The 17,797-nt window shown below is 73.1% G+C and carries 20 protein-coding genes and 1 riboswitch; of the genes, 16 read left to right on the top strand and 4 right to left on the bottom strand.

The features are described from left to right. Positions 1-34 precede the first annotated feature (34 nt). From I3F58_RS15285 to I3F58_RS15270, 4 genes are all read left to right on the top strand, one after another. The gene (locus I3F58_RS15285) at positions 35-238 is read left to right on the top strand and encodes a cold-shock protein (protein ID WP_240109140.1); all 204 of its coding nucleotides are present in this window, start codon (positions 35-37) and stop codon (positions 236-238) included. Positions 239-488: 250 nt separating this feature from the next. Next, a complete protein-coding gene (locus tag I3F58_RS15280; protein ID WP_240109139.1) occupies positions 489-755 on the top strand; it encodes a CBS domain-containing protein in 267 nt (88 codons plus the stop codon). Positions 756-809: 54 nt separating this feature from the next. Then, the gene (locus I3F58_RS15275) at positions 810-1,106 is read left to right on the top strand and encodes an SCO5918 family protein (protein WP_240109138.1); all 297 of its coding nucleotides are present in this window, start codon (positions 810-812) and stop codon (positions 1,104-1,106) included. A gap of 347 nt (positions 1,107-1,453) precedes the next feature. Then, positions 1,454-1,792 (top strand): MerR family transcriptional regulator, encoded by a 339-nt coding sequence (locus I3F58_RS15270; protein ID WP_240109137.1) that lies wholly within the window; start codon positions 1,454-1,456, stop codon positions 1,790-1,792. Positions 1,793-1,903: 111 nt separating this feature from the next. On the opposite strand, the gene I3F58_RS15265 is transcribed toward I3F58_RS15270, so the two are convergent. Beyond that, positions 1,904-2,365 (bottom strand): DUF5994 family protein, encoded by a 462-nt coding sequence (locus tag I3F58_RS15265; RefSeq protein ID WP_240109168.1) that lies wholly within the window; start codon positions 2,363-2,365, stop codon positions 1,904-1,906. Between the two features lie 29 nt (positions 2,366-2,394). Between I3F58_RS15265 and I3F58_RS15260 the strand changes: the two genes are divergently transcribed. Further along, on the top strand, positions 2,395-2,589 hold the full coding sequence (locus I3F58_RS15260) for a hypothetical protein (protein WP_374207976.1): 195 nt from the start codon (positions 2,395-2,397) through the stop codon (positions 2,587-2,589). Positions 2,590-2,727: 138 nt separating this feature from the next. On the opposite strand, the gene I3F58_RS15255 is transcribed toward I3F58_RS15260, so the two are convergent. Beyond that, entirely contained in the window at positions 2,728-3,174 is a 447-nt protein-coding gene (locus tag I3F58_RS15255; RefSeq protein WP_240109136.1) for an MscL family protein, read from the bottom strand. Between the two features lie 457 nt (positions 3,175-3,631). On the opposite strand from I3F58_RS15255, the gene cseB reads away from it, so the two are divergent. The 6 genes from cseB to I3F58_RS15225 all read left to right on the top strand — a co-directional run bounded on the left by cseB (position 3,632) and on the right by I3F58_RS15225 (position 10,765). Then, positions 3,632-4,369, top strand: coding sequence for a two-component system response regulator CseB (gene cseB, locus I3F58_RS15250; protein ID WP_275678542.1), 738 nt, complete (start codon positions 3,632-3,634; stop codon positions 4,367-4,369). Then, positions 4,366-5,652: a HAMP domain-containing sensor histidine kinase gene (locus I3F58_RS15245; RefSeq protein WP_240109135.1), complete on the top strand. Its 1,287-nt coding sequence runs from the start codon at positions 4,366-4,368 to the stop codon at positions 5,650-5,652. The genes cseB and I3F58_RS15245 overlap by 4 nt, the downstream gene beginning before the upstream one ends. A gap of 132 nt (positions 5,653-5,784) precedes the next feature. After that, positions 5,785-6,039, top strand: coding sequence for a hypothetical protein (locus I3F58_RS15240; RefSeq protein WP_240109134.1), 255 nt, complete (start codon positions 5,785-5,787; stop codon positions 6,037-6,039). Positions 6,040-6,257: 218 nt separating this feature from the next. Next, complete coding sequence (locus I3F58_RS15235; protein WP_240109133.1) at positions 6,258-7,031, top strand: ABC transporter ATP-binding protein; 774 nt, start codon at positions 6,258-6,260, stop codon at positions 7,029-7,031. Positions 7,032-7,152: 121 nt separating this feature from the next. Further along, complete coding sequence (locus I3F58_RS15230) at positions 7,153-9,714, top strand: ABC transporter permease (RefSeq protein WP_240109132.1); 2,562 nt, start codon at positions 7,153-7,155, stop codon at positions 9,712-9,714. A gap of 391 nt (positions 9,715-10,105) precedes the next feature. Beyond that, positions 10,106-10,765: an SMI1/KNR4 family protein gene (locus tag I3F58_RS15225; protein WP_240109131.1), complete on the top strand. Its 660-nt coding sequence runs from the start codon at positions 10,106-10,108 to the stop codon at positions 10,763-10,765. Between the two features lie 427 nt (positions 10,766-11,192). Here the strand turns inward: I3F58_RS15225 and I3F58_RS15220 are convergent, their stop codons facing one another. Then, the gene (locus tag I3F58_RS15220) at positions 11,193-11,612 is read right to left on the bottom strand and encodes an RNHCP domain-containing protein (RefSeq protein ID WP_240109130.1); all 420 of its coding nucleotides are present in this window, start codon (positions 11,610-11,612) and stop codon (positions 11,193-11,195) included. A 26-nt stretch (positions 11,613-11,638) separates the two neighbouring features. Then, positions 11,639-12,010, bottom strand: coding sequence for an RNHCP domain-containing protein (locus I3F58_RS15215; RefSeq protein ID WP_240109129.1), 372 nt, complete (start codon positions 12,008-12,010; stop codon positions 11,639-11,641). Between the two features lie 657 nt (positions 12,011-12,667). Then, a riboswitch (cobalamin riboswitch) is annotated at positions 12,668-12,852 on the top strand. 226 nt (positions 12,853-13,078) lie between these two features. On the opposite strand from I3F58_RS15215, the gene I3F58_RS15210 reads away from it, so the two are divergent. Genes I3F58_RS15210 through I3F58_RS15190 form a run of 5 tightly spaced genes read left to right on the top strand, consistent with a single transcriptional unit; the run spans position 13,079 to position 17,748 of the window. After that, the gene (locus I3F58_RS15210) at positions 13,079-14,311 is read left to right on the top strand and encodes an ABC transporter substrate-binding protein (RefSeq protein ID WP_240109128.1); all 1,233 of its coding nucleotides are present in this window, start codon (positions 13,079-13,081) and stop codon (positions 14,309-14,311) included. Beyond that, complete coding sequence (locus I3F58_RS15205; RefSeq protein WP_240109127.1) at positions 14,308-15,411, top strand: iron ABC transporter permease; 1,104 nt, start codon at positions 14,308-14,310, stop codon at positions 15,409-15,411. The genes I3F58_RS15210 and I3F58_RS15205 overlap by 4 nt, the downstream gene beginning before the upstream one ends. Further along, complete coding sequence (locus tag I3F58_RS15200; protein ID WP_240109126.1) at positions 15,408-16,478, top strand: ABC transporter ATP-binding protein; 1,071 nt, start codon at positions 15,408-15,410, stop codon at positions 16,476-16,478. The genes I3F58_RS15205 and I3F58_RS15200 overlap by 4 nt, the downstream gene beginning before the upstream one ends. Continuing rightward, positions 16,472-17,191: a (2Fe-2S)-binding protein gene (locus I3F58_RS15195; RefSeq protein ID WP_240109125.1), complete on the top strand. Its 720-nt coding sequence runs from the start codon at positions 16,472-16,474 to the stop codon at positions 17,189-17,191. Before I3F58_RS15200 ends, I3F58_RS15195 begins: the two co-directional genes overlap by 7 nt. Next, positions 17,188-17,748, top strand: a complete 561-nt coding sequence (locus I3F58_RS15190; RefSeq protein WP_240109124.1) for a hypothetical protein — start codon at positions 17,188-17,190, stop codon at positions 17,746-17,748. Before I3F58_RS15195 ends, I3F58_RS15190 begins: the two co-directional genes overlap by 4 nt. The last annotated feature ends 49 nt before the right edge of the window (positions 17,749-17,797 follow it).

The raw sequence follows: 17,797 nt of genomic DNA, 5'->3' as shown, positions 1-17,797 counted from the left end.
CGGATGCCGATGAATCCCCAGAAGGAGATACGACATGAGTACCGGAACTGTGAAGTGGTTCAACGCGGAAAAGGGCTTCGGCTTCATCGAGCAGGAGGGCGGCGGCCCCGACGTCTTCGCCCACTACTCGAACATCGCCGCCCAGGGCTTCCGTGAGCTGCAGGAAGGCCAGAAGGTCAACTTCGACATCGCGCAGGGCCAGAAGGGGCCGACGGCCGAGAACATCGTTCCCGCCTGACGCTGACGCGCGCGACGCAAACGTGGCTGGGGCCCGCATCCCTTGGGGTGCGGGCCCCAGCCGTATGCTTCCCCTCCCCCTGCGCAAGCTCCGGAACGGGTCCCCAGGCCGCGTATCCACCTCATTCGACCAGACGCCGTGCAGGCCGCCGTATCGGCTTACATGCTCCATCCGACGCCGCCTCGGAATCCTCCCCGACATTCGTTCGCCGGGGAATTCCCGGATACGCACCGCCCGAGGAAGGACCCGCATGAACAGCACGCACACGATGGATCGTCCACTGGAAATCCGCGGCGGTGAGGCGGAGCCGCATGTCTGGGCCGACATGACCGTCGAGGTGGCACTGGCCGTCATGCGCGGTGCCCGCACCGGGCGCCTCGTCGTCCGGGACGACGACGGCCGTCCCACCGGTCTGGTCACCCGGTCCCAGCTCAACGGCTTCCGCGCGACCGCCGCCTACACCGACCGGGTGCGGCTGAGCGACCTGTGCCCTCCGGGCTCGTCACTCCGCCCCTGAGGCGCGCCCCACCACCGCACCGGCTGATCCCATCCCCCTCTTCTGCGAGGTCTCATGCGCTGTGTCATCGCCCGCTTCCCGTTCGAGCTGTCGAAGAACGGTGTCCTGGAAACGATGAAGGACGTCAAGCCCGAACCCGTCACCGGCGAGTACGTGGTCATCGGGCGCCGTGAGTACCCAGCCCTACAGGTCGGCGCCGTCATCACCCGCCAGGACCGCCGCGACTTCAGTGCCCGTGAGGTCGTCCGGGCCATGACCCGGCTCGGTTTCACCTGCCGCACCCGCCCTGCGGTCACCGTCGGCACAGGCCGGCAGGCAGACGACCCGCTGGGCACGTCCATGATCGCCTGACCCGTGATCGGGCGCGCCTCGCGCGCCCGGGGCCCGGCCGGTGCGCACGCGTAGGTGCGCACCGGCCGGGCCCTTCGTGCGTCCCGTACGGGTTCACGGCACACCTCCGCGGTACCGGCCGTGCGGAGGGGAGCACTACCCTCGGTGAAGGCGTCGGCCCCCCGGCGCACACCGGAAGGTCGGGCGGAGGGTCTTCGTGCCCGCGCGGACATGGCGCCGCGAGGAGCGAGCCTGCGTGTGGCTCCGCGTGCGGACCGCCGCCGGATTCACGGCGCCTCTTCGGGCCTCTGGTGTCCGGAGGCACCGGAGCACAGGTCTCCTCGGCCCCTCCCCCCAGAGAGGTGAGCATGACAGCAGACGACGCACTCGGCCGTCTCGACGATGACGACTACCCCGCCTACACCATGGGCCGGGCCGCCGACATGATCGGCACGACCCCCGGGTTTCTCCGTGCCCTCGGGGAAGCCCGCCTGATCACGCCGCTGCGGTCCGGGGGCGGCCACCGGCGCTACTCCCGCTACCAGCTGCGCATCGCCGCCCGTGCCCGGGAACTCGTCGACCAGGGCACCCCCATCGAGGCCGCCTGCCGCATCATCATCCTTGAGGACCAGCTCGAAGAAGCCCAGCGCCTCAACGCCGAATACCGCCGTGCGGCGGCCGGAGGACAGCCCCCCGCCGGGGACTGAACAAGGACGGGGCCGCGCCTGCGAAGCGGGCGGTGGCGGCCGGACGGCGCGTGCGCAGGGCGTGGGTCCGCCACGTGGTGGGGGCGCCGGTCTCGGAGCCCGCCGTCCCTGTCATGCCGGTTCCTCCGGTCCGGTCTCCGGTGAGGGGAGTTCGGCGAGAAGGATCTCGGCGGCCTGGGTGACGTTGTCGGCGCGAACGGCGCGGGCCATGGCGGTGCGTGCTGCGTCGGGCTCGGTGCCCGGCGGGACGACCATGAGGGCGAAGTGGTCGTTGTCGCCGCGGGTGATCAGGACGGTGTCGTCGCCGACGGAGAAGGAGTCGAGGTGCACGACCCGGCCGTCGACCACCAGACGGGTCGGGATGCCGTTCCAGGCGGAGGCGTCCAGGCCGATCCGGGTGATAGGCCCGAGATGCTCGGTCAGGGCGGTGACCAGCGGCGGGATCTCCTGCTCGACGTCTCGCGAACGGGGCCACCACGCCCCGTCGAGGACGCCCCGCCGGGACCGTGTGGTCTCCAGCCGAAGCAGCGTCGTCCCCGGTCCGACGGCCTCATAGACCGCGTCGGGCAGCAGGCGCGGAGGTGTGGGGGGAACATCGGCAGGTGGACGCCCTCGCCGTCGAGCCCGCCCTGCGGGACTACCACCTGCTCTTCAGCGTCCGCGCGGACCTGCTCTCCCACCTGGGCCGCACAGCGCGGGCCCGTGCCGACTTCGAGCACGCCGCCTCGTTGACCCGCAACGAGCGCGAGCGGGCGCTGCTGCTGGCGCGGGCCGCCGAGTGCCGCGACCGCCGGTGACCCGGGTCAGAGATTCCTGCGTGGATCTCGCACACCGTTTCGCCGACCGGCCGCCGGACTCCCGCATGCCGCGCACACCCGGGGGCAGCCGCCTGAAGGCGATCGATCTGGCGAGGAACCTCTGACTCGGATCACCGGCTAAGCAGTTGTTCCGGTCCCGGTGGCCGGGGGCTGCTCGGTGGCGCAGTGCAGGCACTTGCTCGCAGCCGCGGGCAGGTCCTCGGAGAGGCAGGCGGGGCAGGTCTTGACGGGGCCGGGTTCGGCGAACGCCGTGACGCCGCGGCGGGCCTGGTAGTGCTTGTACGGCACGACGATCAGGAAGTAGACGACCGCCATGAAGATGATGAAGTAGATCAGCGCGGAGATGAACTGTCCCAGATCGAGGTAGGTCGTCTGGTTGCCCTCGTCTCCGAGCTGCCATCCGAGTCCCATGGATGCGCCGCCCTGGAAGCGGCTGACGATCGGGTTGATCACGAAGTCCGTGAAGGCTTTGATCAGGGTCGAGAAGGCCAGCGCGATGACCAGCCCGACGGCGATGGTGATGAGGTCACCACGCATGAGGAAGTTCTTGAAGCCTCTGAGCACCTTCCGCTTCCTTTCCTGGGTGTCTGCAGCCCGGCACTGGGCGGTGGGGGAACCGCCCTCAGCAGCTAACCGCAGGCACCGGGGCGGACAGGGGAGCCACGGCGCGATGACGCACGGACGGAGGCGGCCTGGCCGAACGGTTCGGCAGGCGGCCGGGAACCGGGGATCCGTCGTCGTCCTCCCTGTCCCGGTGGCGCGCAGCGCCTCCGCGCGACCCCGCCGTCTTCTCGTCGGCATCGCGGGTGCTCCGTGCCCCGTGGGACAGGACCTGGGGGCTTCGTATCCGGGGTGTATCGGGGGGCGCTCGGGGGCGTATCGAAACCGGAGGAGCGGGTGATGGAGGCGGGGGGACGTCCGCTGTCTGCCGTATCGTTCCGGTGGTGGCGTGGTCGCCCGCCCGTCGGGGACGTGGAGCCGGGGCCGCCCGCCCGTCACCTTCCGAACAGGAGCCGTCTTCTTGTCCTCGTCCGAGTCCCCCGCGCCTCCCGCGTGCATCGCGCGTGTGCTGCTGGTCGAGGACGACGACCTGATGCGCCGGTCCTTCGCCGTCGCCCTGGAGCGCTACGGCTACGAGGTGCGGGTCGCCGCCGACGGGCTCACCGGTCTTGAGCTCTTCCGCGCGGAGGAGTTCGGCCTGCTGATCCTCGACGTGATGCTGCCCGGCCTCGACGGGATCGGGCTGTGCCGCAGGATCCGGGAGACCAGCCTGGTGCCGGTGCTGATGATGTCCGCCCGCGGCGACGGGCTCGACGTGGTCGCCGGACTTGAGGCGGGCGCGGACGACTACGTCGTCAAGCCGGTGGAGACGTACGTCCTGGTGGCCCGCATGCGGTCGCTGCTGAGGCGCGCCACGTACTCGCCCGCGCCCCCGGCCGGGCCGGCGCCGGACGGGGACCGTCCGGGCGAGGAGGCCGTGCTGGAGTTCGGGGACCTGAGGGTCGACACCGCCGGGATGGAGGTCTTCGTCGCCGGCCGCCAGGTCGCCCTCACCCCGACGGAGCTCAAGCTCCTCCTGGAGTTCGCCGCCCACCCCGGCGTCGTCCTGGAACGGCACACCCTCCTGCGGGACGTCTGGGATTACGGCTGGGACGGCGACAGCCGGGTCGTCGACCTGTGCGTGCAGCGGCTGCGCCGCAAGCTGGGCCGGGACCGGATCGAGACGGTCCGGGGCTTCGGCTACAAGCTCAGGCGGTGACCGTGCGCCTCGTCCGCCGGCCCGGGCCTGGCCGCCGCCGCACCCCGCTGCGCCGGAAGATCGCCGCGCTCGCCGCGGCCACGGCCCTGCTCGTGGTGGCGGCGGTCGGCGTCCTGGTGCACGTGTGGACCGCGCACGACATCCGCAGCCGCGGCGAGGCACGGGCGCTCAACACCCTGTACGCGGCCATGGACGTCCACCGGCGCACCGGTGTCCTCACCGACGGCGCCGAACTCGACCCCGGGGACCTGCCCGCCGCGCTGCGCGCACCCGGCGACGGCGAACGGCACCTGTTCCACGACGACCGCGTCGAGGGGAACGTCGGGCCGAGCGCCTGGGCGGCGCAGCGGACCGGAGGGCCCGACAGCCCCGTCCTCGCCGTCCAGGTCAATCTGAACCCGGACTTCTCCAACCTGTCCCGTCTCGACGCGGCCATGGCGGTCGCCTCGCTCCTCGCGCTCGTGGCGGCCACTCCCCTGGCCGTGTACGGCGCCGGGCTGCTGGCCCGGCGGCTGGGCCGGGTGGCCGAGACGGCGGCCCGGATCTCCGCCGGAGACCTGGACGCCCGCTCCGGGCCGACGAAGGGCGACGACGAGGTGGCGGACATCGCCGCCACCGTCGACCGGATGGCGGACAGTCTGGCGCTGCGGCTGCGCACCGAGCGCCGGTTCACCGCGGACGTGGCCCACGAGCTGCGCACCCCCGTCGGGGGGCTGCTGGCCGCCACCGACCTCCTGCCGCCCGGGGAGAACGAGGACCTGCTGCGGGCCCGGGTCCGCGACCTGCGCGCCCTGGTCGAGGACCTCCTGGAGATCTCCCGCCTGGACGCCGGGGCCGAGGAACCGGTCCGTGTGCGGGTGCCGCTCGGCGCCGTGGTCGCCGAGGCGGTCTCCCGCACCGGGCTCGGCACCGGGGTCACCGACCTGACGGAGGGTGCCGACGGCACCGGTGACGGCGTCGCGCGTACGGTGGAGACCGATCCGCGTCGGCTGGAGCGGATCGTCGGCAACCTCGTCGTCAACGCGCACCGGCACGGCGGCGCCCCCGTCCGCGTCACCGTCGACGGACGGACGGTCGTCGTCCGCGACCACGGCCCCGGTTTTCCCCCCGGCCTGCTGGCCCACGGCCCGCGCCGCTTCCACACCGGCGCCCGGGAACGCGGCTCGGGGCACGGCCTGGGGCTCACCATCGCCTTCGGGCAGGCCCGGGTCCTCGGCGCGGAACTCCGGCTGGCCAACGCCCCGGACGGCGGTGCCGTCGCCACTCTGCGGCTGCCCGGCTGACGGGGGCTCGGGCCCGCCGCCGGGCCGGTACACGGTGGGGCGGTGCCCGGTACACGGTGGCCGAGGCCCCGATACGTTCCTCCGGCACTCTTCGACGCACACCCGGGGCGCACCCGAACCGAGGAGGCCAGCATGGACCCGTCCGACCGCACAGCCCCCGGCAGCCGCTCCCGCGCCGTCTTCCGGTGGGGCGTCCGGGGCGTCGGCGGGCTCACCGCCCTCGCGTCCCTGCTGCTGATCGCCGGCGCCCTCACCGCGGACACGGCGGCGGGCGAGACGGGGCAGCCCGCCGGAGTGCCGGGCGTGATCGGCCTGTTCCTCGGCGGGACGCTCCTGGCCGCCGGCGGGCGCGCCCGTCTCGTCCTCGCCCGGGCCGGGCGCCGGTAGGACACCGACAGGTGTCGTAGACGTGGTGGGGCGGGAGCACGAGAAGCGTCCCCTTCTCCAGGGCCTCCCCACGCGGGGAGGCCCTTCCGCGTCGTCCCCGCCGTGCGACCGGTACACGTCCGAGCGGGCCCTGATACGTGGCTGCCCAGGCCCCGATACGTTCCCCGGACACCCTTTCCCGTGCGTCCTTCCGCTTTCCGCACGTGAAGAGGAGCCCCATGACCACCGACCTCCCGTCGCCGCCCGCCACGACCGGCATCGCGGCCGCCGCCACCGACCTGTCGAAGGTCTACGGCCGCGGCGACACCCGGGTCGTCGCCCTCGACCGGGTCAGCATCGCCTTCCGGGAGGGCGAGTTCACCGCGATCATGGGCCCGTCCGGCTGCGGCAAGTCCACCCTGATGCACTGCGCCGCCGGACTGGACTCGCCCACCTCGGGCTCGGTGCACGTCGGCACCACCGCACTCGGCGGTCTCGGGGACCGGCAGCTCACGCAGCTGCGCCGGGACCGGATCGGCTTCATCTTCCAGGCGTTCAACCTGCTGCCGACGCTGAGCGCGCTGGAGAACATCACGCTGCCCATGGACATCGCGGGCCGGAAGCCGGACCGGGAGTGGCTGGACCGGGTCGTCTCCATGGTCGGGCTCACCGGGCGTCTGGACCATCGGCCCGCCCAGCTGTCCGGCGGCCAGCAGCAGCGCGTCGCCGTGGCCCGCGCCCTGGCCTCCCGCCCGGCGATCGTCTTCGGCGACGAGCCCACCGGCAACCTCGACTCGCGCGCCGGCTCCGAAGTCCTCGGCTTCCTCCGGGACTCGGTGCGCGAGCTGGGCCAGACCGTGGTCATGGTCACCCACGACCCGGTCGCCGCCGGGTACGCCGACCGCGTCGTGTTCCTCTCCGACGGCCGCCTCGTGGAGGAGATGGTCCACCCCACGCCGGACCGCGTCCTCGACCTGATGAAGAGCCTGGGCGCCCGCTCCCACGACGGCTGAACCACGCCGGAGCCCCTGTCTGCGTCCCCGCCCCGCGCCCGCCGCGCACCCGGGGACGCCCCACACCGGCGCCCCGGCCCCCGATCCCCGGCAACCCTCCGAAGGCCTTTGGAAGTCCCCTGTGTTGAGAACGACCCTGCGCAACCTCCTGGCCCACAAGGCCCGGCTGGCCATGACCGTCCTCGCCGTCTGCCTGGGGGTCGCGTTCGTCAGCGGCACCCTCGTCTTCGCGGACACCACCGCCGCCGCTCACCGCGCCGCCTCGTCGAAGAACTTCGCCGGGACCGACGTCACCGTCACCGAGACGGAACCTGAACCCGGCGCCCAGGACGGGCCGTCCGCCGGCGTGCTCGACGACGCACTCGCCGAGAGGCTGGCCCGGGTGCCCGGTGTCGCAGCCGTACGCCCCTCGGTCGACGGCTCGGCGACCCTGAACGCGGCGGACGGCACCCCGCTGCGCGCTGACCGCGCCTGGTCGAACCTGGCCACCGCATACGTGCCGGGCAAGGACGGCAAGGACGACCGCCACCCGCTGACCGAAGGCCGTGCCCCCGCCCGCGCGGGCGAGATCGCCGTCGACAGCGGCACCGCCAGGGCCGGCGGACTCCGCGTCGGCGACACGGTCACCCTGGCCACGGACGGCCCGGTCATGACCGCGCAGCTCGTCGGCCTCGTCACCACCGACGACACCCGGGTGACGGCGGGCGGCACCCTCGTCCTGTTCGACATGGCGACCGCACAGAAGCTGTTCTCGACGCCGGGCCACTACAACGGCATCGACCTGTCGGCCACGCCCGGCACCGGCGCGCGCGAACTCGCCGACCGGGTCACGGCCGTCCTCCCCGCCGACCGCGCCGAGGCCACCACGGGCCAGGCGCAGGCGGCCCAGCAGGCCATCCTCGTCAACACGCTGACCCGCGGCCACCAGAAGATCCCGATGGTCTTCGCCGGGGTCTCGCTCTTCATCGGCTCCTTCCTCATCGTCAACACCTTCACCATGGCCGTGGCCCGCCGGACCCGGGAGACCGCCCTGCTCCGGGCGATCGGCGCCTCGCGCCGCCAGATCTCCCGCTCCGTTCTCCTGGAGGCGTTCGTCGTCGGCCTCGCCGCCTCGGCTGCCGGGTTCCTCCTCGGCCTCGGCATCGCGGCGGCCCTGCCCCACGTCCTCGGCGCAGACGGAGCCACACTGCCCAGCGGCCCCCTGGTGATCGGCCCGCGCCCGGTCGCGGCCGCGCTCGCCGTGGGCGTCGGCGTCACCGTCCTCGCCGCCTGGCTGCCCTCCCGCCAGGCCGCCAGGACCGCGCCCGTCGAGGCGATGCGCTCGGCCGAACAGCCACCCGCCGCCCAGCGGTTCCGGCTGCGCGGCGCGGTCGGCCTCGGCCTTCTCGCGCTCGGCGTCATCCGGCTGGTCTCGCTCAGCGGCGCGAAGGACGCCTCCGAGGAGAACCTGCGGAACGCGATGATCGGCTGCGGTCTCCTCGTCACCGCCCTGATCGCGCTCGCCCCGCTCCTCGCGCCGCCGGTGATCAGGCTGACCGGGCGGCTCACCGGCCCCCTCGGCGTCACCGGGCGCCTGGCCCGCGAGAACGCCCTGCGCGATCCGCGCCGCACCGCCGCCACCGCCGCCACCCTGCTCCTCAGCACCGGCCTCGTCACCGGACTCGCCGTCATCGGCGACTCCACCGGGCAGGCGCTCGACCGCCAGGCGGCGGCCGGCCTCGGCGCGGACTACGTCGTCAGCACCCGCTCCACCATGACGGGCATCGACCCCGGCGCCGTACGGCGGCTGGCCGGCACCAGCGGGGTGCGTACCGCCACCGCGATCACGGACTCGGCCATGTTCACCGGAAGCGGTGTACGGCAGATCTCCGGCGTCGACCCCGCCACCCTGCACGACACCATGAAGCTCACCTTCGTCTCCGGCTCCGCCGAGAACCTCGCCCCGGGCCGGATCGCCGTCTCCAGCACCCTCGCCCGGGAACACGGGGTGACCACCGGCGGCCTGCTGAACATCCGGCTGGGACGCGAGGGGCGGTTCACCGCGTACGAGGTCGTGGGCGTCTACCAGGACAACCCCACCGCCCGTGACGCGCTCGGCAGCCGCTCCGACGTCGCGAAGAACAGCTTCCTGCCCGGCTCGGTCCAGCGCGTCCTGCTGCGTACCGACAGCCCGGGGACGAAGGCGCTGGAGGACCGGCTGCGCTCCGCCGTGGGCAACAGCCCTCTGCTCAAGGTGCAGGACCGGGACCAACTCGTCCGCGAGGCCGCGGGCACCATGGCCGGCCTGCTGAACGTGATGTACGGGATGCTCGGCATCGGCGTCGTCATCAGCGCGCTCGGCATCGTCAACACCCTCGCCATGTCGGTCGCCGAGCGCACCCGTGAGATCGGCGCGCTGCGCGCCCTCGGCATGGACCGCGCCGGTGTCCGCCGCATGATCCGCCTGGAGGCGCTGACAGTCGCCGGCTTCGGCACCCTCCTGGGCCTGGCGGGCGGCCTGTTCGGCGCCTGGGCCGTCGGCTCCCTCGCCAACGGCGCGATCGACCAGTACACCCTGTCGCTGCCCTGGGGAACCCTCCTCCTCGTCTGCCTGCTGTCCCTCACCACGGGCACACTCGCCGCCGCCGTCCCGGCCCGCCGGGCAGCGGCCCTGAGCCCCCTGGAGGCGGTCGCGGACGCCTGACGGGACCGGCGGCGGCCTTCCGGTGCCGCAGGGCGCCGGCAGGGGCGGTCGACAGCGGTGCGCGAGGAGGACACCGCGCACGGGCCGGTGACGCCGGAAACCGACGTCTTCGCTGTTCGGTGTGCATACGCGGACTCAAGTACCGGGTGCCCCCAGGCTCGGAGCGGGTTCGATTCCCGTCCTCCGCCCGTGAACGAAGGCCCGGGTCAGCGACCTGGGCCTTCGTCGTCATCCAGGTCGATCAGCGTCTCTGTGGGCGGCGTGTCGGCCGCCTGGTTCCTGCCGTCGCGAGCGACCGCACCGGACACGGCAGAGGACGGCACGCTGGGCACTCGCGCCGCGGCGGCAAACCCCGTGTCGTCGCGGCGCGCGTCTGACTAGCGTGTACGTCATGGTTGAGGACATGTGGGCGGGAGTGCGGGAGCGGGTGCTCCGGCTCGCCGAACGCCCCGAATCGGACAAGGTCTTCGGCGCGCGGGGGCACGGCTTCCGCCTCGGTCCGGTCATGAGCGAGGAGCAGCTCCGGTCCCTGGAGGCGGACCTCGGCGTCGGTCTGCCCGCGCAGTACCGGAGTTTCCTCCTCCATGTCGGAGCGGGGGGAGCGGGCCCCCACTACGGCCTGATGACACCGTCCTTGGGCGACCGCGGGTGGCAGTGGCGCGGCGTCGGGCTCGCCTTCTCCGCCCAGTCGACCACTGCCGAGTTCGCCGGGCGGCCCTTCGTGGCCGAGGTGCTGCAGAGTGAGATCGACGCACTCGACGCACGGGAGCCCGAGAAGGAGGCCTTCGCGACCGACGAGGAGTTCCGTCACGCTCACGCGGCCTGGGACGCGCGCTACGAGGAGCTGTACGACGCGCAGGAAGCGGGCGCGGTGTTCCTCAGCGAGCAGGGATGCGGCTATACGTCGCTGCTGGTGATGACGGGCCCGCACCGAGGAGCCGTCTGGGAGGATCTGAGACCGATGGACCGAGGGATCGAGCCGACCGGGCACGACTTCGCGCACTGGTACCGAAGCTGGCTCAAGCGCACCGAGCAGCAGCTCGATGCCTGACAGGCGGGAAGACGACGCAGTACCGCGAACGCCATGACACGCACCCGGGCCCACGCGTCCGCGATGAAGCAGTGACGCCACATCATGACGGACCTGCCGCAGGGCAGTTCCGACGCCGGAGTCGGCGGGACGCCGTCTAAGAGACGAGTGCCCGCGCCGAGGACGAGGGGCGCCAGGGGGATCTCGTACCGGCGGAGCCGCCGTCCGCCGCACGCCGGGCGGTGCGGGCAGCGCCGGGGCGCTGTCGACGCCGGCCCCGGGGTGGGCCCCGGAGGCGCCGCAGAATACCTCCCCCACGCGGTCGGTGCCGTGCGGCACCGCGGTCCTGATCTTCCTCGTGGGGTGTTCCCTACTGTGAGCGGGCGGTGAAACGGGTGGGGCGGCGGCCGCGGGCGGGGGTCGCCCGCCCGCGGCCGCCGCACCCGGGTCAGAGAGTGAGCATGACGCGGCCCGCCGCCCTGGGGTCGGCGAGCGGCCTCAGGGCGAGGCGGACCAGGGCGAGCGGGTTGTCGTCACCGGCGATGCGGTTGGCGCTGAGCTCACCGCAGGAGGCGCACTGGTGGATGATCATCCACTCGCCGTCGGTACGGACGGACATGCCCAGCGCCTCCATCCGGCCGCGGCAGTCCGCGTCGCGGTCGCCGGGGATCCTCCGGTCGACGTGCAGGCTGGCCAGGCAGTTGGGGCAGTGGTTGCGATGGGCGGTGCCGGGTGCGTCCAGGGACACGTCGAGCCGGCAGGACACGCACCGGAAGTCGTCGGTCCGGTGCCCGCCCCGGTGGTGCAGGACGTCCTTGTGCCGCTGCGGACGACGCCGCCCGCGACTGCTGTGGTTGTTGCGCGACATGACGGTGCTCCTTCCCTGCCGGGCGGTCAGAGGGTTCCGAACGCTTCGAGCGGGAAGGGCGGTTGCGCCAGCGGGCGGACCGCCATGCGCATCAGGATGAGCTGGTTGTCGTCGGCGTGGACCGGGTTCGAGGTGAGCTCGTCGCAGCGCACACAGCGGTGGATCACCATCCAGTCACCGGTGCGGAGCACGGCGATGGCGATGGGGGACATCCGGCCCTCGCAGTCGCCGGGACCGCCCCCGACGTGGTCGAGGACGTGCCGGGAGTGCAGGCAGGACGGGCAGTGGTTGCGCGGCGCGCCGTCGGCGGCGTACGCGGACACGGTCAGCCCGCACCAGGCACAGGCGAAGGTGCCGAGGCTGAGGGTGTTGGTGGTGTTGGTGGTGTGGCTGGACACCCGGGTGCTCCTTGCTGGAAGTCGGTCATGACAGCAAGAGCAGGCCGAGTGGCCTCGTCGGAGGGCAGCCCGACATCGCCGCGGAACGGCGGACAGGCAGGTCGGGGCACCGGTGGACACGTCCGGCAGCGGCCAGGAGAAACGGGCAGCGCAAGGCTGCGGACGGTTACGCGGTACGGCGAGGCGCACTCGGCGCGGGCCGGGTCATCAAACACACCTTTCCAGGGCACACATGCCCAGAACCAAACAGAACGTCCCCCGCAGGCTAACAAGACGCCTTCCAGGGGCGTCAACGCATTATTCGGCCCACCCGGGCCCTGGCCGCGCGCCCCGCGCAGACGTCCGGAGGGCCCGGGACCGCCGTGACGCCTCATGGAAAAGGCGCACCACCACGTGCCGGCCGGGGCACTGAAGGACGGATGACCGTTCGGCGGTGACGCGGCCCCGGGTGTCCGCGAAGGGGCGATCCACGACGCCTTGCGCGGGAGCCGGGCAGTGCCCTGACGCACCGTCCGGGCACTGCCGGTGGCGGCCGGTCTTCGCGGGCGGGCACGGATGAGTGTGCCGGAGGCCGGACGGCGACGAGGCACCGGAGGCGTGGAGATGACGAGCGGGGCTGTGGCTGGTCGCACAGATGTAGGTCTGGCGCGGCCGTGGCCGGTTCTGCGATGCTTCCGTCCGACAAGCGACGGCGGAACGAGGAAGCCGGTGAGATTCCGGCACGGTACCGCCACTGTGTAGGGGGAGCGACTCCACCCATGGCCACCGCCCCACCCGGGACGGGAAGGCCGGAGAAGCACTGATCCCGAGTCAGGAGACTCACGCCGTCGCACCTCGAAGTACGGGGCGGATTTCCCCAGGAGAGGCGGTGGCACGCGTGTGCCTGTACAGATGTGGCGGCGATTTCGCGCCGCCCGTGGTCCTTCGGAGCCGGCCCGCCCGGTCTGACGCCCGGGCCCGTTCCCTCAGGTTCTGACGGCTCCCTCCCCCGGCGGGTTCTTCCCGTACGCCGCATCACGCGCACCGCCATGCGGTGCGCGCTGCCCACGCACACCACCAGGAGTCACCATGCCCGCACGATCCGTCATGCCCGGCCGCCGTCGGGCCGCCGCGGTGGCCTTCCTCGCCGCCCTCACGCTCACCGCGTGCGGCGGCGCCGCCGACCCGCCCGCCGGTGCCGAGTCCCGGGCCGCCGGGGACGGCTGCATCGAGGACTTCGACCCGGCCAAGGACTACTTCCCGGTCAAGTCGGCGGTGAAGCACGCCGAGAACTTCACGCTCCGGTACGAGAAGAGCTACCAGGTCCTCACCGTCAACGAGCCCTTCCCCAAGGGGAAGCCCGAGTCGTACGTGCTGGTCAAGTGCGGTGCGCCGAAGCCCGAACTGACCGGTGAACTGGCATCCGCGCAGCAGGTCACCGTACCCGTCAAGAGCCTGTACTCCGCCTCGACGACCCACCTGCCGCTGCTGACCGAGACCGGCACCCTGGACGTGCTGACCGGTGTCGCGAGCGTCACGGCCGTCTCCTCCGCCGAGGTGATCGAGCGGGTGAAGGCGGGCAAGGTCACCGAGTACGCCAAGGACCGCACCCTCGACGCCGAGGCGGTCATCGGCGCCAAGCCGGACGTGCTGATGACCCAGGGCACGGACGACCCGCAGTACCCCAAGCTGCGCCAGGCCGGCATCGCCGTCGTCGCCAACGCCGAGTGGCTGGAGCCGAGTCCGCTCGGCCGCGCCGAGTGGGTCAAGGCGATGGCCGCGCTCACCGGGGCCGAACAGCGCGCCGGCGAGGTGTTCGACACCATCGAGACCGACTACCGGAAGGTCGCCGAGAAGGGCGCACAGGCCGCCGAGCAGGGCAAGCCCGTCGAGGTGCTGCCCGGCACGATGTACCAGGGCACCTGGTACATGCCCGCCGGCGGCAGCTACGCCGCCCGGCTGATCAAGGACGCGGGCGGCACCTACCCCTGGGCCGCCGAGTCGGGCACCGGCAACCTCCAGCTCAACTTCGAGGCCGTGTACGCCAAGGGCGGCGAGGCCCCGGTCTGGATCGCCGACCAGCAGTGGAAGTCCACGGCCGACGCGGTGAAGGCCGACAGCCGGTACGGGCAGTTGAAGGCCGCGACCGGCGGCGCGGTCTGGACGAACACCAAGGCGCTCGGCCCCGGCGGCGGCAACGACTACTTCGAGCGCGGTGTGCTGCGCCCCGACCTGGTCCTCGCGGACCTCTTCGCGCTGATGCACCCCGAGCAGGCGAAGGACCACACCTTCACCTTCTACCAGCCGGTGCCCAAGGCGTGACGACGCACCTGGCAAGCGCTCCGGCCACCGCCCCGGACACCCCGCGGGCGGTACGGCCGGGACGGCGGCGCCTCGCCGTCGTCCTCGCCCTAGGGATGGGCACCGCCGCGCTGTTCGTCGTCGCCCTCGCGACCGGCTCCCATCCGGTACCGACCGCGGAGGTGGTGCGGATCCTGTTCGGCGGCACCGCCGACGACCCGCGCTGGACGGTGATCGTCGAGCAGGTCAGGCTGCCGCGTGCGCTGACCGCGACCGCCGTCGGAGCCGCCCTCGCGGTGGCCGGCGTGCAGATGCAGACCCTGTTCCGCAACGCGCTGGCCGATCCCTTCTCCCTCGGGGTGAGTTCGGGCGCCGGCCTGGGCGTCGCCGCCGTGGTCGTCGGGACGGGCGGGGTCGCCGGAAGCTTCACCGGAGACCTGGCCGGGCTGGGGCGGGTGGGCGTCATCATCGCGGCCGCGCTCGGTGCCGCCGCCGTGCTGGCCCTGGTGCTGTTCCTCTCGCGATGGGTCCGGTCGGCCGTCACCCTGCTCGTCATCGGCGTCATGATCGGCTCGGCTGCCACCGCGATGGTCGGCGTGATGCTCGTCTACGCCCGGCCCGAGCGCGCCCAGCAGTTCGTCATGTGGGGCCTGGGCAGCTTCAGCGCCACGACCTGGCCCGACCTCCAGGTCATGCTGCCCGTCGTCGGCGTCGGCCTGCTGGCCGCGCTGCTGACCGCCAAACGCCTCAACGCCCTGCTGCTCGGCGAGGACTACGCCCGCACCATGGGCCTGAACGTGCGGCGCAGCCGCGATCTGGCCCTGTTCGGCACGGCGTTGCTGGCGGGTGCCGCCACCGCGTTCTGCGGCCCGGTCGCCTTTCTCGGCCTGGCGGTGCCGCACCTGACGCGGGTGGCGCTGGGGACCTCCGACCACCGGGCGCTGATCCCCGCGTCCATGCTCGCCGGGGCGTTCCTGGCGCTGGTGTGCGCACTGCTGAGCCAGCCGCCCGGGACGGATGCCGTGCTGCCGCTCAACGCCGTCACCTCGCTGTTCGGCGCCCCCGTCGTCATCACGTTCCTGATCCGCAGCCGTCGCGGCGTACAAGGAGTGGCCTCGTGACCGACACGATGAACGAAGCCGTCACGGATGCCATCGGCGGAGCCGACCGCGCCGGGGGCCTCTCCACCCAGGGTCTCGCCGTCGGCTACCGCACCCGGTCGGGGAGCGGGCGCCGGGCGGGGCAGGCCGTGCTGTCGGGGCTCGGCCTTCGGGCGCGTGCGGGCGAGCTGACCGTGCTCCTCGGGCCCAACGGCGCGGGCAAGTCCACGCTGCTGCGGACCCTGTGCGGGCTCCTCCCGCCGCTCGGCGGCAGCATCCGCATCGGCGGCGACGACCTGGCGCGGACGCCGCCGACGACGCTCGCCCGACGGCTGGCGGTGGTCCTGACCGACCGGGTGGACGCCGGACTGCTCTCCGTACGGGAGCTGACCGGGCTCGGCCGCCACCCGCACACCGGATTCACCGGCCGCCTCACGGCCGCCGACCACGCAGCCGTCGAGTGGTCGCTGAAGGCGGTGGGCGCGCATCACCTGGCGGACCGGCCGGCCGCCGAACTCTCCGACGGCGAACGCCAGCGGGTCCTGACCGCCCGCGCCCTCGCCCAGGAGCCCGAGGTCGTCCTCCTCGACGAGCCGACCGCCTTCCTCGACGTGCCCTCACGGGTGGCGCTCACCGTACTGCTGCGCGACCTCGCCCGGGACAAGGGGCTGACCGTCGTGGTCAGCACCCACGACCTGGAGCTGGCCCTGCGGGTGGCCGACGCGGTCTGGCTCGTCGACCGCGACCGCCACGTCCACACCGGGGCACCCGAGGACCTGATCCGCGCAGGAGCCGTCGGCGCTGCCTTCGACGCCGACCACCTGGCCTTCGACCCGGCCTCCGGCACGTTCGGGCTGCGCCGCACCGCACGGGCCGACGTGGCGGTGGACGCGCCGGCCGATGTGCTCCCGCTCCTCGAACGCGCCCTCGCGCGGGAAGGGCTGGCCGTCGCGGACGCGAGCCGTCCGGCTGCCGGCATGAGCGTGAGCTGGGACAGCGCGGGCCGGCTCAGTCTCACCGGACCGGACGGTCGGGCCGTCCATGTCCGGGGCTTCCACGAGCTGACACGAACGGTGCGGGCATGGTGACGGCGGCCGTCACCCCCGGCCTCCTGGCGCGAATCTCCACGATCGGCCCCTACTTCGCGGTGGCCACCGGTCCGCGCCCCGAGGCCGACGGCTTCCGGCCGATGACCGATCTGTACGCCGGTCCGGGTGTGCTGGAGGAGTGCGTACGGGCGGTCGCCGGACGGCTGGGCACCGACCAGCCCCGGGTGGCCGCTTCCACCCTGCATCTGGGCGCCGCCTCCCGGCTCTGGTCGATCGCCCTGGCCTGTGCCACGTTCACGGGCCGGGTGCCCGACCTGGGGCCCGAGCGGCTGTGGTGGCGTCTGCCCGGCTCCGGCCCCCTCGACCTGTGGCTCCCCGACCCGCGGGAGGTGGACCGGGAGCCGTGCCCTGCCCTGCACCACACCGTCGCCGTCCGGAACCTGGTCCCCTGGGCCGCCGCCGTACGCCGTGCGTCCGGCGTGTCCCCGCACACTCTGCGCGGCAACGCCGCCTCCGCGCTCATCGGAGCCCATCGCGTCCTGCTCGCCCGGGAGCCGCGGTCCCGGTTCACCGTCGTGCCCCTCGTCCGCGCGCTGCTGGACCGGCCGCCGCTGGCGGGCGCGGGCGCGTACCGCGCCGCCGGTTCTGGGCCGCTCGCCTTCCGGCGCCGCAGCTGCTGCCTCTTCTACCGCGTGCCGGGAGCGGGCACCTGCGGCGACTGCGTCCTCACACCCAAGGAGAAGACCTCATGACCACCACCGAACCGACCGTCGTCGAAACCCCCGGCGGCGGCCTCCAGCACGTCTGGCCCCTGCCGGTCGACGAGGCCGCCCTCCTCGACCTCGTCACCACCGTCTTCACCGACCACTGGCGGCACATCCACTTCGGGCCCCTCATCGAAGGCGCCGCCTGGGAGGTCGCCGCCCCGGGCGCCCCCACCGCCATCACCATGAACGACGGCTACGCCACCGTCGACTTCGGTCCCTGGCACTTCCACCTGTGCATCGGAGAGCACACCGCCTCCGGCCCCGAACTCGGCCGCATCCGCCGCTGCTCCCGCGCCGAGCTCTACCGGAGCATCGGCTCCGACGGAGCCCCCGTCAGCTGGGGAGCCCGCCTGTTCAACGGCCGTGACGAGCAGATGATGACCGTCCTGCTGCCCAACCCCTTCCTCACCGACCGCCAGGAGATCCTCGACATCCCCGACTTCACCCGGCTCGCCGCGTGGGACGCACTCCGCCACCGCTTCCTGGGCCTCTCGCCCGACCCCCTCGACCGCACCGGCAAGGGCTTCCGGCACCACGGCTGACCGTCCTGCGGGGGGGGCCGGTACCGACGCGGGGCGAAAAATCCGTACA

Source organism: Streptomyces sp. MUM 203J (assembly GCF_022414595.1).
Classification (GTDB): Bacteria; Actinomycetota; Actinomycetes; order Streptomycetales; family Streptomycetaceae; genus Streptomyces.
The sequence above is the reverse complement of the archived record's forward strand: the minus strand, read 5'-3'. Positions and strand labels throughout refer to the sequence as shown.

Excerpts from the sequence above, each read along its gene's own strand:
- I3F58_RS15285 (WP_240109140.1), top strand. The coding sequence starts at position 35 with ATGAGTACCGGAACTGTGAAGTGGTTCAACGCGGAAAAGGGCTTCGGC.
- I3F58_RS15280 (WP_240109139.1), top strand. The coding sequence starts at position 489 with ATGAACAGCACGCACACGATGGATCGTCCACTGGAAATCCGCGGCGGT.
- I3F58_RS15275 (WP_240109138.1), top strand. The coding sequence starts at position 810 with ATGCGCTGTGTCATCGCCCGCTTCCCGTTCGAGCTGTCGAAGAACGGT.
- I3F58_RS15270 (WP_240109137.1), top strand. The coding sequence starts at position 1,454 with ATGACAGCAGACGACGCACTCGGCCGTCTCGACGATGACGACTACCCC.
- I3F58_RS15240 (WP_240109134.1), top strand. The coding sequence starts at position 5,785 with ATGGACCCGTCCGACCGCACAGCCCCCGGCAGCCGCTCCCGCGCCGTC.
- I3F58_RS15235 (WP_240109133.1), top strand. The coding sequence starts at position 6,258 with ATGACCACCGACCTCCCGTCGCCGCCCGCCACGACCGGCATCGCGGCC.
- I3F58_RS15225 (WP_240109131.1), top strand. The coding sequence starts at position 10,106 with ATGGTTGAGGACATGTGGGCGGGAGTGCGGGAGCGGGTGCTCCGGCTC.
- I3F58_RS15220 (WP_240109130.1), bottom strand. The coding sequence starts at position 11,612 with ATGTCGCGCAACAACCACAGCAGTCGCGGGCGGCGTCGTCCGCAGCGG.
- I3F58_RS15210 (WP_240109128.1), top strand. The coding sequence starts at position 13,079 with ATGCCCGCACGATCCGTCATGCCCGGCCGCCGTCGGGCCGCCGCGGTG.
- I3F58_RS15195 (WP_240109125.1), top strand. The coding sequence starts at position 16,472 with ATGGTGACGGCGGCCGTCACCCCCGGCCTCCTGGCGCGAATCTCCACG.
- I3F58_RS15190 (WP_240109124.1), top strand. The coding sequence starts at position 17,188 with ATGACCACCACCGAACCGACCGTCGTCGAAACCCCCGGCGGCGGCCTC.